The 12,807-nt window shown below is 70.3% G+C and carries 12 protein-coding genes; 3 read left to right on the top strand and 9 right to left on the bottom strand.

What is annotated here, in order from left to right:
- Positions 1–21 precede the first annotated feature (21 nt).
- The 8 genes from NV348_RS23405 to NV348_RS23370 all read right to left on the bottom strand — a co-directional run bounded on the left by NV348_RS23405 (position 22) and on the right by NV348_RS23370 (position 8,518).
- The gene (locus tag NV348_RS23405; protein ID WP_447148828.1) at positions 22–342 is read right to left on the bottom strand and encodes a hypothetical protein; all 321 of its coding nucleotides are present in this window, start codon (positions 340–342) and stop codon (positions 22–24) included.
- A gap of 98 nt (positions 343–440) precedes the next feature.
- Positions 441–1,361, bottom strand: coding sequence for an SMP-30/gluconolactonase/LRE family protein (locus NV348_RS23400; protein ID WP_447148827.1), 921 nt, complete (start codon positions 1,359–1,361; stop codon positions 441–443).
- Positions 1,358–3,604 carry an acyl-CoA dehydrogenase family protein gene (locus tag NV348_RS23395; RefSeq protein ID WP_447148826.1) on the bottom strand — a complete coding sequence of 749 codons (2,247 nt, stop codon included), beginning with the start codon at positions 3,602–3,604 and terminating at the stop codon, positions 1,358–1,360. The genes NV348_RS23400 and NV348_RS23395 overlap by 4 nt, the downstream gene beginning before the upstream one ends.
- Before the next feature lie 142 nt (positions 3,605–3,746).
- Entirely contained in the window at positions 3,747–4,559 is an 813-nt protein-coding gene (locus NV348_RS23390; protein WP_447148825.1) for an enoyl-CoA hydratase/isomerase family protein, read from the bottom strand.
- 64 nt (positions 4,560–4,623) lie between these two features.
- Positions 4,624–5,637: a TIGR03617 family F420-dependent LLM class oxidoreductase gene (locus tag NV348_RS23385; RefSeq protein ID WP_447148824.1), complete on the bottom strand. Its 1,014-nt coding sequence runs from the start codon at positions 5,635–5,637 to the stop codon at positions 4,624–4,626.
- Positions 5,638–5,735: 98 nt separating this feature from the next.
- Positions 5,736–6,320: a TetR/AcrR family transcriptional regulator gene (locus tag NV348_RS23380; RefSeq protein ID WP_447148823.1), complete on the bottom strand. Its 585-nt coding sequence runs from the start codon at positions 6,318–6,320 to the stop codon at positions 5,736–5,738.
- Positions 6,321–6,374: 54 nt separating this feature from the next.
- Positions 6,375–7,403 carry a phosphotransferase family protein gene (locus NV348_RS23375; RefSeq protein ID WP_447148822.1) on the bottom strand — a complete coding sequence of 343 codons (1,029 nt, stop codon included), beginning with the start codon at positions 7,401–7,403 and terminating at the stop codon, positions 6,375–6,377.
- Entirely contained in the window at positions 7,403–8,518 is a 1,116-nt protein-coding gene (locus NV348_RS23370) for an Rv3169 family protein (protein WP_447148821.1), read from the bottom strand. The genes NV348_RS23375 and NV348_RS23370 overlap by 1 nt, the downstream gene beginning before the upstream one ends.
- 125 nt (positions 8,519–8,643) lie before the next feature.
- Here NV348_RS23370 and NV348_RS23365 point away from each other — a divergent pair, with 125 nt between their 5' ends.
- Genes NV348_RS23365 through NV348_RS23355 form a run of 3 tightly spaced genes read left to right on the top strand, consistent with a single transcriptional unit; the run spans position 8,644 to position 11,413 of the window.
- A complete protein-coding gene (locus tag NV348_RS23365) occupies positions 8,644–9,252 on the top strand; it encodes a TetR/AcrR family transcriptional regulator (protein WP_447148820.1) in 609 nt (202 codons plus the stop codon).
- Positions 9,249–10,799 (top strand): LVIVD repeat-containing protein, encoded by a 1,551-nt coding sequence (locus NV348_RS23360; protein WP_447148819.1) that lies wholly within the window; start codon positions 9,249–9,251, stop codon positions 10,797–10,799. The genes NV348_RS23365 and NV348_RS23360 overlap by 4 nt, the downstream gene beginning before the upstream one ends.
- The gene (locus NV348_RS23355; protein WP_447148818.1) at positions 10,796–11,413 is read left to right on the top strand and encodes a DUF305 domain-containing protein; all 618 of its coding nucleotides are present in this window, start codon (positions 10,796–10,798) and stop codon (positions 11,411–11,413) included. Before NV348_RS23360 ends, NV348_RS23355 begins: the two co-directional genes overlap by 4 nt.
- Positions 11,414–11,423: 10 nt before the next feature.
- Here NV348_RS23355 and NV348_RS23350 read toward each other — a convergent pair whose 3' ends face one another.
- Positions 11,424–12,668 (bottom strand): helix-turn-helix domain-containing protein, encoded by a 1,245-nt coding sequence (locus tag NV348_RS23350; protein WP_447148817.1) that lies wholly within the window; start codon positions 12,666–12,668, stop codon positions 11,424–11,426.
- Positions 12,669–12,807 lie beyond the last annotated feature (139 nt).

The raw sequence follows: 12,807 nt of genomic DNA, 5'->3' as shown, positions 1-12,807 counted from the left end.
GGTCGTCGGCTACCAGGCGGATCACCAGGTGGTGCGCGCCGGGCGCCGGCGTAGGCGTCGAGCCAGCCGGGCGGCCGCAGCGGGCGTGCCGGCGAACAGGGTCTGGATGGTCTCGACGGCCGCCAGCGGGGCGTTGTAGTAGCGCTCGATGCCGGCCCGCAATCGCCTGCACGCACGCTCGGGGTCGTCGTCCAGGCACAGCGTCGCGTACAGCGCCGGGGTGAGCGCGCGGGCCGCTGACTGCTCGAGGACGGCCAGATCGCGCGCGTAGCCGTGCGCGGCGGGCGGATAGGGCAGCCGGCCTCGGCCCAACAGCAGGTAGCCGATCTTCACTGGAGTCATGCGGTCGCCTCTCGGAGCCATTCGCCTCCGATACTAGGCGTTCACTTCCTGATTATGAAGTAGCAGATTCATTTTCAGGAATCACACCAGGCGAGCGGCTACCTCCGGCGAGGCGGTGCCGCCAAGGTGGCCGCGGTAATCGCGATCGAGGAAGCCACGTTCGCGGTCATGCCGGGTGCGCGATCACGCGGAGGTGAGCCGGAGCAGGCTGCCGGTGCCCGCGGCGGTGACGAACAGTGCGGGGCCGGGGGCGAGGCAGACGTTGGTGGGCATGCTGCGGGGCGGGGGGGGTGCTGGGTCAGGGGAATGCCTTCGGGAGTGAGGACGTCGATGCGGTCGCCGGTAGTGGTGGCGATCCACAGGCGGCCCGTGGGGTCGACGGCGAGTCCGTCGGGATGCGCCGTGGTGAGGGTGGCGAGGGTTCGGCCGGGTTGGAGCGCGCCGGCGACGACGGGGTAGGCGGTGACGTGCGAGTGCACGGTTTCGGTGACGTAGAGGGTGCGGCGGTCGGGGCTGAAACCGATGCCGTTGACGAAGATCGGGCCCTGCGCCATCAGTTCGGGTCGGCCGGTGTCGAGGTCGATGGCCCAGACCTGGCCGGGTGAGGTGGTTTCCGGGTGGCGGAAGTCGGCGTCGGCGCGGGAGTCGGTGACCCACAGCCGGCCGTCGGGTCCGAAGACCAGGTCGTTCGGTGACTCCAGGCCACGGAACGCGTAGTCGACGCGGCCGTCGCGGATGACCTGGATGCCCGGGGCGGCGGCGCCGCGGGCGGCGAAACGGCCGCCGTTCTGCGCGACGTACAGCGCGCCGTCGGCGCCGACGACGAGACCGTTGGGGCCGCCGCCGGTTCGGTGCTCGGCGGCGACGGTGCCGTCGGGGTCCAGGATCAGGACGCTGCCCCGGCTCATCGAGACCAGGGCGATCCGGCCGTCCGGGAGGACGGCCGGGCCTTCGACGAATCCGAGTCCGTCGGCCACGACCTCCACGCGCAGTGGTCCGTCGCCGAATCGCCCTGTCATCGGGGCAGACTCAGTACACGGCGGGCGATGATGTCGAGCTGGATCTCGATGGTGCCGCCGCCGAAGAGGATGGCGGGCAGGCCGAGGAAGTCGAAGGTGTAGGGCTGTTCGGGGTGGCCGACGGCGGCGCGGGGGCCGAGGACCGAGACCAGGGCGCGGGAGGCGTCGCGCTGGGCGATGGCGTGCCAGACCTTGCGGACACTGTTACCGGAGGTGTTGGCGTCGGCGGTGCCGTTCATCCTGGTCACCGCGTTACGCAGGTTCAGGGCGGCGACCGAGAGCTCGAGCGCGGCATTGCGGCCGAGGACGCGCACGACATCGTCGCGGGTGCCCGCGTGGTCGCCGGATTCCAGGAGCCGGCGGACCAGGGCGCTCGAGCCGTGGCCGAAGGTGGCCGAGCCCATGGCGAGTCGTTCGTTGGACAGGGTGGTGACCGCGATCCGCCAGCCGTCACCGGGGTTCGCGACCACCTGGTTGTCGGGCACGAAGACCTCGTCGAGGAAGACCTCGTTGAACTCCCAGATCCCGGTGACCTGCCGCAGCGGGCGGACATCGACGCCGTCGGCGTTCATCGGGATCAGGAAGTACGTCAGGCCGGCGTGTTTGGGCACGGTGGTGTCGGTGCGGGCCAGGCAGACGGCCCAGTCCGCTTCCACCGCTTGGGAATTCCATACCTTTTGACCCGTGATCACCCACCCGCCGTCCACCTTGCGCGCGGCGGTGGACAGGCCGGCCAGATCCGAGCCCGCGCCGGGTTCGGAGAACAGCTGACACCAGATGATCTTGCCGAGCAGGGAGTCGGCGACGAACCGCGCGCGCTGCTCGTCGTCACCGTGCTCGATCAGCGTGGGCAGCACCCAGCCGCCGATGCCGAGCTCGGGCTGGGCCAGGTCGCGGCGCGCGAATTCCTCGGCGATCACGGCCTGTTCGGCCGGTCCGGCGCCGAGCCCGTACGGCGGCGGGTAGTGCGGGGCGACCAAGCCGTCGGCGGCCAGCCGCGCTCGGCGCGACGCGCCGCGCGCGGGTGCCCAACCCGCCGTGGGGATCTCGTCGTCGGGCAGCGCGAGCACCTCGTCGAGCACGGCGCCGACGGTGGCGCGCAACGCGGGCAAGGTCTCGGCGGTGACGAACCCGAAGTCCCGCTCGGCGCCCAGGCACCGCTCCCCCAGCTCGCGGGCCGCCGCGTCCTCCCCGCCGGCCACGGCGGCCAGCGCGATGGCGCGACGCCAATACAGGTGGGCGTCGTGTTCCCAGGTGAATCCGATGCCACCGAGCAGACTCACGCAGTCGACCGCCTGATCGATGGCGGCGGGCAGTGCGGTCAGCGCGGCGCTCGCGGCGGCGAGGAGCCGCTGCCCGGCCGGTTGGTTCTCGGCGCGGGCCGCGTCCCAGGTCGCCGCGGTCGCCACCTCGGCACGGACCAGCATCAGCGCTGTCTTGTGCTGCACCGCTTGGAAACTGCCGATCGGACGACCGAACTGGTGCCGGACGCGGACGTAGTCGACGGTGGTGTCCAGGCACCAGCGGCAGATCCCGATCGCTTCCGCCGCGGCGAGAGTGGTCGTCCACAACTGAGCCACGGAGGGGTCGATACCGTCGAGCACCCGCGCCGGGTCCACCCGATAGGTGTCGAACGCGACGCGTCCCAGCGATCGGGTCAGGTCGACGGCTTCGGCGGTGGTCAGCTGCACCGCTGCGACTTCGCTGCCGGAAGGGGAGGGCGCGCCGGGGGCGAACCAGAACCACAGGCTCGCTGCCGGATCGCCGTCGATGGCGGCGCGCACCAGCACCCGCTGGGCGCCGGGCAGGCCGATTGCCGGATCGGAGCTCCCGGACACCACCCAGCTGTCGCCGTCGCGCGTAGCTCGCAGACCGGAGCCGGTGGCGATCGCGCCGGTCATGCCCGCGCCGAAGTCCGACAGCAATGACTGGGCGTCCGCCGCCATGGCGAGCGCGCTCGCGGTCACCGTCGGCAGGTACGGACCGGGGAACAGGGCTGTGCTCAGTTGCTCGACGGCCACCGCGAGGGTGGCCAGCCCGCACTCGTCGCCGCCGTAGGCCGCGGGCAGATGCAGTGCGTGCAATCCCTGCTCGCACAACGCCGTCCATACCTCGGCAGGCATGGTGCCCGCCGCGTAGCCGGACAGGTGTTCGCGCGTCTGCGACAGCGGAGCGATCTTGCGCGCGAACGCGGCGACCGATTCCGCCAGTGCCTGCTGATCTGCGTCTACGGCTAGGGACATCTGGGACTCCTGGGGGACTGAAATTCGAGTGCCTGATCGAATGTCGTCAGCACTGTGTGGGTTCGGGATGAATGAACGGGCAGCCGGACGGATTCGCCGGTGATTCGAGCTTCCGGCCGGACGAGCACAGGTCGACCTGGCATCACGGCTGTGGCAAGTCCTGCCATTCGCTCGACAGCTGGGCAGACCACACCGGTGTGCGGTGGTCGAGCCTGGCCCGCATTCCTTCCGAAGCGTCGGGGCTACCCATCACCCGCAGGTGCAGCTCGGTTTCGAGGTCGGCGACGCGGGTGGGGTCGTAGCCGTGGATCGCGGTGTCCCACAGCAGTCTTTTGCTCAGCGCCGCCGACATCGGCGCGACATGGGTGGCCATGTCGGCGGCCATAGTGAGGGCGGCGGGGAGCACGTCGGCGGCGGGCAGGCTGCGGGTGGCGAGGCCGAGGCGGACCGCTTCGGCACCGTCGAAAGTGCGGCCCGACAACAGGATGTCGGCCGCGACCGACATACCGGCGACCTTGGCCACGGTCCAGTGCGCCATCGCGTCGGGCACCACACCGAGGCGCACCTGCGGAATGGCGTAGCGGGCGTCGTCGGCGACCAGGCGAATATCGGCCTGCATCGCCAGGGTGAGCCCGATGCCGATCGCGTGCCCGTTGACCGCGGCGATCACCGGCTTTCGCAGAGCGAAGGCGGGCGGGTCGACCGGCGACGCGGAGAAGGCCGGGCGGTCGGGCCGGTCGAAGGTCGACGTGCCGCCGCCCAGATCCGCTCCGGCGCAGAAGGCCGGGGCGGCGCCGGTCAGCACGATCACCCGGACCGCGTCGTCGGCGTCCAGCTCACGGTAGGCCCGGCCGAGGGCGCGGCCCATCGCGGCGGTGAAAGCGTTGCGGCGCGCGGGCCGGTCCAAGGTCACCACCGCGACGCCGTCGGCGATCTCGATCCGCACCTCGCTCATGCCTCCGCCTCGCCGGCGCTCGGCTGCGGCATGCGCGACGCGCCCTGGCACATAATTCTCTCGCTCACGCGACCTGCAATTCGGTGACCAGGTCCCGGATGTGCGCGTCGGCGACGGGATAACCCGGGAAATAGCAACAGATCCGCTCGGCGACCTTGCCGAAGCGCGCCACGATCTGGGCGGCGCACTCCTCGGGCGTGCCGAAGACGGCGAGGGTCCGCAGCATCCGCTGATCGATCAGCTCGGTCATGGCGGTGACCTCGCCGCGCTTGGACAGCGCGTTCAGCGCGGGCTGGAGCTCACCCCACCCCTCGACCTCGAGGACCGGCCGGTAGGCGGGCGTCGATCCGTAGAAGGCGAGCAGCCGGCGGACACCGACGGCGGCGGCCTCGAGTTCGCCCGCGGTCCGCCCCATCGCGACGATCACCTGCGGATAGATCGCCAGGTCCGCGGCATCGCGCCCGGCGCGCGCGAGACCTTCCCGGATGGCGGGCATGGTGCGCTCGGCGAAATGGCGGGCACTGTTGAACGGCATGACCAGCAGTCCGTCGGCCACCTCGGCCGCGGTTCTCGTCATGATCGGGCCGAGCGCGCCGAGGCAGATCTCGGGCACCCCATAGGGATTGGGGCCGGGATCGAAGGTGGGCGGCATCAGGGTGTGGCGGGTGAATTCGCCCTCGAAGCGCAAGGGGGTGCCGTGCTGCCAGGATTCGAGGATGGCCTTGACCGCCAGGACGATCTCGCGCATCCGCGCCGCAGGCCGGGACCACTCGCCGCCGTACCGCTTGTCGATGTGCGCGCGGGTCTGCGAACCCAGGCCGAGCCGGAACCGGCCGCGACTGAGCAGCTGCAGATCGTAGGCCGTATGCGCCAGGTGCATCGGGCTGCGCGGGAGGGCGATGGCGACATTGGTCATCAAGTCGACTGGTTCGGCGCCGGTGGCCGCCAAAGTCAGTGGCAGGAAGACGTCATGGGGGCCTTCGAAGGTGAACAGGCCGTCGGCGCCACACGCGATCAATTCGGCTGCCCGCGCGACGGCTTCGTCGGGACGGCCGTTCAGCTGGAGATCGACCTTCATCGATCCGCCGTGCACTGCCGGAGCACTACGATCATAATTACATAGTAGCATGTAACGTTATCGAGCGGGTGCCGTGAGTCACAGCCCCCGCGCGGGACTCAGCCCGCGGTCACGAGCGCGTACAGCGCGTCGGCCATCCTCGACACGAACCGGTCGGCCTCTTCGCTCCCCCGCGAGAGCGCGTGGAATGTCGTTGTCCCCGCGAGTATTTCGAAGACGAGTTCGGCATCGGCGCCGCGCCCGATCCGGCCGTCGTCGACCGCGCCCGCCAGCAATTCGGCGAACGCCTTGCGCACCGGCGCCCCGATCGCCAGCAGCCGCCGCCGCGCCTCCTCGGTCTGCGAATCGGCCAGCAGTCCGGGCACCCCGGCGCGCGCGGCGGGACTGTCCGCGCGCGCGAGGAAGATGCGCACCCAGGTCGCCAGGTCGGCGCGCAGGTCCCCGGTCGGCTCGGGCGGCGCGTACGCGCCCGGACCGTGGATGGCCTCCTCCAGCAGGGCCTGCCGAGTCGGCCAGCGCCGGTAGATCGCCGGCGAATTCACCCCGGCGCGCTTGGCGATCGCCACCACCGTGGTCTGCGGGTAGCCCACCTCGGCCAGCAATTGCCGGGCCGCGATGAGCACGGCGAGGTCTTTGTCGGCATCACGCGGCCGACCGGGGCGCGGCGAAGTCTCCGAAGTCACCATTACATACTAAGCTGTAATGTTATTCGGAGCCGCCGCGACCCCTGACCACACCTAATCCTCGGCCAGCAACTGCTCGATCCGCTGCGCGCAGAACGCGGTCACATCGATCTCCGGCGGCAGCTGTAGCCGGTGCGCCATCCGCAGCAACGGGATGCTGAGCAAGACAGCCGCCAGGATCTCGTTGTAGCGCAGGTTGCGCACCTTCATCCCACTGCGCTCTTCGTAGCGCGCGATGGTCTCTTCCCTGGTCGGCGTGCCCGCAAGGCGCTCGGTGTTCTGGAATTCCGAACACGCCCAGTCCAGGAACAACATCCAGGCAAGGTCGGCCTCGTGGTCGCCGATGTAGGCGATCTCCCAGTCGAGCACGCCGGTGACCCGGAAGTCGGTGTCGTAGAGGATGTTCGACATGCGGGCGTCGCCCCAGCACAGCGTGACGTGCTCGGGTTCGTAGAGATTGGCGCGCAGCCAGTCCACGGCCCGGCGCAGCGCGGGCGACTGGGTGGTGGACGCCCAGTCGAGTGCGGCGTCGACATAGCCGATCATCTGTTCGAGCGGCGCCGTCCCGAATTTCGGGAACGACAGGAAGTCCAGATTGAGGGTGCGCCAGTCGAGCTGGTGGATCTCGGCGATGGTGTCGACGCAGCCCCACCACATCTTCGCGCGATCGGCGGGCTCGGCGTCGAAGTACAGTCCGGCCGCGTGGTAGGACGGCAGGTCGCCGGGCGCGCTGCCCTCGATCCGGTCCATCACGAAGTACGGACTGCCGAGGGCGTCGGTACCGCGATCGAGCCAGCGGACGGTGGGAACGGCCACGTCGGTGTCGGCGAGCCGGCGCATGACCAGCACCTGCCGCAGCAGGTCGTAGTCGGGAAACAATGCCACCTCGGGCGGGCGGCGCAGCACCAGCGACACCGGCTCGGCGTCGTCACGTTCCAGGTCGAACAGGAAGGTCTCGGTCGCCAGCCCACGCGGGCTCGCCGACCAGTTCGACACCCGGGCGGAGTCGGCGCCGGGAAATCCGTCGCGCAGCACGGGAACGACGGCGGTGGGCAGATCTTCCGCCGCGGGTCGAGCGGTCATCAGTAGCCCTCGTATCCGTAGCGGGCGTTGCGCCCCATGAACACCATCTCCACCAGGCCGTAGCCGACCTTGCCGTCGCTGCTCTCGACCTTGCAGAAGGTCTCGGTGAGCATGCTGACCTGACGCAGTTCGTCGGTGTCGTCCAGATCGACGGTGAAGCCGTCGCTGTAGGACTCGCCCTTCCAGATGCCCGAGGCGTAGCCGCGGTACATGTCGTAACCGGCCAGGCCGGGCCAGAAGTCGTGCAGCGCGGTGACCGAGAAGGTGCGGACGCTGCCGTCGGCGGCGTTCGTGGTGAAGGCGCCCTCGGTGACGATCCGGAAGTCGTCGCGGAACTTCAGGTCGTGGGTCACGCTGACGATTGGCACGACCGGCGCCTGCGCCTCGATGGGCTGCTGGATGGAACCTTCGAAGTGCCAGCGCTGCCCGTCGGCGGTCTCGCGCTGGGCGAAGTGCACCAGCTCGTCGTCGAACTGGAAGATGCCCATGAAGTACAGGACGCCGTCGGGGATCTCCGAGGGCTGCAGGCCACCGCCTTCACCGAGGCTGCCGCCGCCACCGCCGTGCCGGGTGCCCCACGAGTGGTCGCGACCGAACCACCAGGTGCTCGGATCGATCTCGATGCGCTCGCCGTCGACCTCGAGCCAGCCGGAGATCTCACCGTTCTGGTAGTAGCGCCGCGCGTCCTCGCGGACCCGGCCGCGGGTGCGGAAGAAGGCGGGTTCCTGCTCGTAGGCCGGGAACTGGCCGGCGAAGTTCAGCTCGAGGCGCAGCCCGTGATCGTTGTCGCCGAGGCTCGCGCGCACTCCGCGCAGCGGCTCGGTGATCTCGTAGCGGTAGGGGCCGACCTGCCAGGCGCCCAGGTCGTCGTACTTGCCGCTGATCTCGCGGGACAGGCGCGCCACGTGCGCCTTGCCGTCGATGGTGACCATCGCGTAGGCGTCCATGACATTGCGGTTGGGGTAGCGGGCCATGCCGGTCATGACGCTGACCCGGCCGGTGGTGTCGAAACCGTAGAGCACGATGCGTTCGGTCCAGCGCAAGTCGCTCTGGACGACGTGGTCGAAGGTCGTCGGCAATTGGTGGCAGAGCAGTTCGTCCTGGGGAGTCAGCATGGCGTTTCCTTCACGAGTGGGGGTGGAACAGGTTTCAAGTTAGCTAATTCGAATACACCATGAAGCGTTTTTAATAAGATCCGATCTCGGCTACGCTCGGCCCCACGCCAAAGGAGGAGTGAACGGTGAGTGAACGCCGCGAGGCCCGTCCGGGACCGGGCCGCCCCCGCGACCCACAGCTGGACGACCAGGTGCTACGCGCCACCCAGGAACTGCTGGTGGAGCAAGGTTTTCAGGCCACCACCATCCAGGGTGTCGCGCGCCGGGCCGGGGTGGTCGCCACCTCGATCTATCGGCGCTGGCCGAACAAGATCCACCTCGTCGAGGATGCGATCTTCGCGCTCGAGACCGGCGCTGTCCCGCAGCCCACCGGCGACATCGGCGCGGATCTGCTCGCCTGGACACGGTTGTTCTTCGACGCCGCAAGCCACCCCGCGGCCCGCTCCGGCATTCCCGGTCTGCTCTCGGCCTACCACGACGACGAGCAGAGCTACCGGCGGCTGCGCGAACGCGGCGAGGACCTGGCCCGGGTCGCGCTGCGCGCCACCATCGACGCGGCCATCGACTCCGGTCAGGCCGCCCCCTCCTGCGATCCGGACCTGCTCTTCGAATTCCTGCGCGGCGCCACACTGCTGCGCGCCCTCACCCGCGGCGACGAAGACGGCGAGCAGTTCTGCCGTCAGACCGCCGCGGCCCTGGTCACCCTGGCCACCCACCACGAAAGTACGACATGAGAACTCCCTATCGCCGCCTGCTCACCGCCGCCGCGGCCGTGCTGCTGGTTCCCGCCGCGATCGTCATCGCCGAGCCCGACTCGTCCGGGGTCGTCCTGGAGAGCCGCGATATCGCCGATACCGCCGTCGCCCGCGCGAACTGTGCGGGCGACGCGCTTCCCGAACCCGGCCTGCAGGGCGACGTGCCCGCCGCCGACCGCGACAGCGGCCGCAGCACCCAGGGCTACCGGTGCAATATCAGCCGCATCGGCGGCTACTCGGGTCGCGGCGCCGGGATCACCTCGACGCAGTTCGACCACTGCGTCTACCTGGGTAGCTTCTTCCCCGGCAATCTGCTCGGTCCGGCGCAGGGCGTGCAGGTGATCGACGTCGCCGATCCGGCGAATCCGGTGCTCACCGCCACGCTCACCGAGCCGGCCATGCTGGCGGGTACCTGGGAGAGCCTCAAGGTCAACGCCGAACGGAAGCTGCTGGTCGGTACCGGCGTGCCCGCGTTCACCGGCGCCGGGCTGATCTCGGTCTACGACATCTCCGATTGCGCGCACCCGCGCCTGCTCAACCCGGGCCCCGGCACCGATCTGAACCTGCCGGTGCAGATCACCGCACACGAGGGCGGCTTCTCCCCCGACGGCCGCACCTATTGGGCCTCGGGCGTCATCCCCGGCATCGTCAGCGCCGTCGACCTGACCGATCCGGCCGACCCCCGGGTGATCTGGCAGGGCATGCCGGGCCAGTCCATGCACGGCATGGGCCTGCGCGCCGACGGCAACCGCCTGTACCTGGCCAACAACATGGGCGGGCTGACCATCCTGGACACGTCCGCGGTGCAGCGGCGCGACCCCGACCCGCAGGTCCCGATCATCTCCCAGCTGACCTGGACCGACGGCTGGGCCACCCAGCAGAACGTCCCCGTCACCTACAACGGGGTGCCCTACCTGTTCACCGCCGACGAGGCGGGCTCCGGCGGCGTCAAACTCATCGACATCTCCGACGACACCCACCCGCGCGTGGTGAACACGATCAAGCTGGAGATCAACCTGCCGCGGCACCGCGACAGCGCGATGGCCTCCAGCATGGGCGGCTCGCTGTTCGCCTACGACGCCCACTACTGCTCGTCCGACCGTCCGGTGAACCCCACCGCGCTCGCGTGTGGCTGGATCTCCTCCGGTATCCGGGTCTTCGACGTGCGTGATCCGTTGCAGGTGCGCGAGATCGCCTACTACAACCCGCCCGCGCGCACCGGCCAGAACAGCGAGCTGTGGAACTCCCCGCACGCGCTCGCCTCGATCATCGGTATCCCGCTGCTCAGCGCGCCCTCGGTCATGCAGGCCGTCGAGTCGGGCGCCTTCGATCCCGAGCAGGCGGCGAGCTCGCGCACCGGCGACGTCGCCTTCGGTGACCTCTCCACCGACTGGTGCTTCTCGGCTCCCGAGTGGCGCGGCAATCAGCTGTGGGCCGCCTGCGCCGACAACGGCCTGCTCACCCTGGAGTTGTCGCCCGAGGTGTACACCCCGCCCGCCGACCAGCACTCGACGGTCGGCTCGTGAGTCGGCGGGTACTGCTGGGCGCCGCGGCGGCCGCGTCGATCGTGCTCCTGCTGGTGCTCGGCGCGGCCCTGCGACCGCTCGTGGTATCCGAGACCGCCACGGCCACAACGGTATTGACGCCGACCGAGATCGGTTTCGTGCAGGACATGACCGGCCATCACCAGCAGGCGCTGATGATGGCCGATCGACTCGCCGCCGACGTCGACCCCACCGTGCGGCAACTGGCCGACCAGATCGCCGACGCCCAGCGCCTGGAGATCGGCATGATGCTCGGCTGGCTCCGCCTGGCCGCGGCGACCCCGACCAACCCGCGCCCGATGTCGTGGATGCCCACCGGTCACCACCACACCGCGTCGGCGACGATGCCCGGCATGGCCACCCGGGCCGATCTCGACGCGCTCGCCCAGGCCGACGGCGCCGAAGCGGAGACGATGTTCCTGCGGCTGATGTATCGCCACCACCAGGGCGGCGTCGCCATGGCCCAGACCTTCGACGAGCTGTCCACCGGCGGCCCGGTCGAACAGGCGGCCCGCGACATGATCAGCACCCAGAGTCAGGAGTCCGGGCTGATCGGTCTGCTGCTCGGCCGGCGCGGCGCCACCGCGACCGGCTGAGCACCCGGGCTCAGGGGTGCGCGACCAGCTCGCGGATCGTCGCGCGGACCGCGCCGACGGCCGGGAGCGCGGCGAATTCGGCCGACTCGTGCAGGAAGTCCGACAGCCGGGCGGCCGTGCGGCCGGTCGGGTGGCCGTCCAGCGACAGCGCCGGTCCGATCTGCTCGACCGCCTGCTCGGGCTCGCCGAGCATCAGCTGCAGGCGGGCCGAGGAGATCGCGACCATCGCCGGTGTCAGGAACTCCTGCGGCACCGGTGGGTGGACATCGCCGAAGGCGATCCGGGCCAGGTCGGGGCGGGTGGCGATGAGCCGGCGGTAACTGTGCCCGAGTAACCGCGACTGCTGCCCCGGCCCCGGCCAGTCCCGGCGCGGGCCGAGCAGCATCGCGATGGTGGCCGCGATCAGACTGCGGTCGGCGGGGTGGTCACCGGCCGCGGTCTGCGCGGCTTCGCCACGGCATTCCGCCGCGACGACGATCGCGCGCTGGAACGCGGCCTGTTCGCCGAGGATGCCGTGCGCGTAGGCCTCCAGCTCGGCCAGGGCGACACGCAGCAGGGGTGTCGCCGTGCGGCGCGAGAGATACTGGGCGAGCTGGGCGACCTCCAGGCCTTCCGCCGGACTGCCGCTGTCGAGGAGCTGCCAGGTCGACTCCGTGAGGATCGCGGCGGTCAGCACCGTATCGCCCGCCGTGTGGGCCAGCCGCGCGGCGATGACCGAATACCGGCGCGCGGCGGCGATATCCTCCACGTCCCAGCTCATGGCGGCGGCGATATCGGCCAGTTCCGCACCGACCCGCAGGGCGCGACCGTGCCGATGTCCGTCCGAGAGCAGCTGCAACCGGGGCAGATTCGCGGCCAGCCACGCCGTGACCGCGTGGCGCGGCGCCTGCCCGTCGCCCCACTGCCTGCCCCGCGCCCAGGCCACGAGCTGCTCGGCGGCCACCAGTTCGGTCGTGGCGAAGGTGGGGTGCTCACCGCGCGTGTGCGCGATGGGCGGCAACAGCAGCGACGACAGCTGGGTGGGCAGATCGTCGAGTTCGTTGACCGATTGCACGGTCAGCCGGTCGTGCAGATGATCCAGCGACGTGTGCAGCGCCGACTCGTAGGCGGCCACGTGCTCGGCACGCACCGCTCGGGCCCCGGTCTCGAGCTGACCGAGGTACGGCTTGGAATAGTTCGTACGCGCGGCCATGCCCTGGAGGCTGATCCCCGCCGCCGTGCGCGCGACACGCAGCGCCGAGCCGACCTCGCTCATGACTCCACCGCGCCGGCGCTCGGCTCCGTCGTGACGAGGTCCGCGGCAATGCGGGCCGACTCGTTCATCACTTCGAGAATACGTCGCCGGTATCACCCCACGTGAGGTGTCTGCAAACAGTCTGCAAGACGGCGCGGCA

Source organism: Nocardia fodinahabitans, from assembly GCF_052983615.1.
Note: the sequence above shows the minus strand (reverse complement) of the source record. Positions and strands in the feature narration are given on the sequence as shown.

What these genes read in the sequence shown, in the direction of transcription:
- NV348_RS23400 (WP_447148827.1), bottom strand. Translation starts at nt 1,361, where the DNA reads ATGACAGGGCGATTCGGCGACGGACCACTGCGCGTGGAGGTCGTGGCC.
- NV348_RS23395 (WP_447148826.1), bottom strand. Translation starts at nt 3,604, where the DNA reads ATGTCCCTAGCCGTAGACGCAGATCAGCAGGCACTGGCGGAATCGGTC.
- NV348_RS23370 (WP_447148821.1), bottom strand. Translation starts at nt 8,518, where the DNA reads ATGCTGACTCCCCAGGACGAACTGCTCTGCCACCAATTGCCGACGACC.
- NV348_RS23350 (WP_447148817.1), bottom strand. Translation starts at nt 12,668, where the DNA reads ATGAGCGAGGTCGGCTCGGCGCTGCGTGTCGCGCGCACGGCGGCGGGG.
- NV348_RS23385 (WP_447148824.1), bottom strand. Translation starts at nt 5,637, where the DNA reads ATGAAGGTCGATCTCCAGCTGAACGGCCGTCCCGACGAAGCCGTCGCG.
- NV348_RS23390 (WP_447148825.1), bottom strand. Translation starts at nt 4,559, where the DNA reads ATGAGCGAGGTGCGGATCGAGATCGCCGACGGCGTCGCGGTGGTGACC.
- NV348_RS23360 (WP_447148819.1), top strand. Translation starts at nt 9,249, where the DNA reads ATGAGAACTCCCTATCGCCGCCTGCTCACCGCCGCCGCGGCCGTGCTG.
- NV348_RS23405 (WP_447148828.1), bottom strand. Translation starts at nt 342, where the DNA reads ATGACTCCAGTGAAGATCGGCTACCTGCTGTTGGGCCGAGGCCGGCTG.
- NV348_RS23375 (WP_447148822.1), bottom strand. Translation starts at nt 7,403, where the DNA reads ATGACCGCTCGACCCGCGGCGGAAGATCTGCCCACCGCCGTCGTTCCC.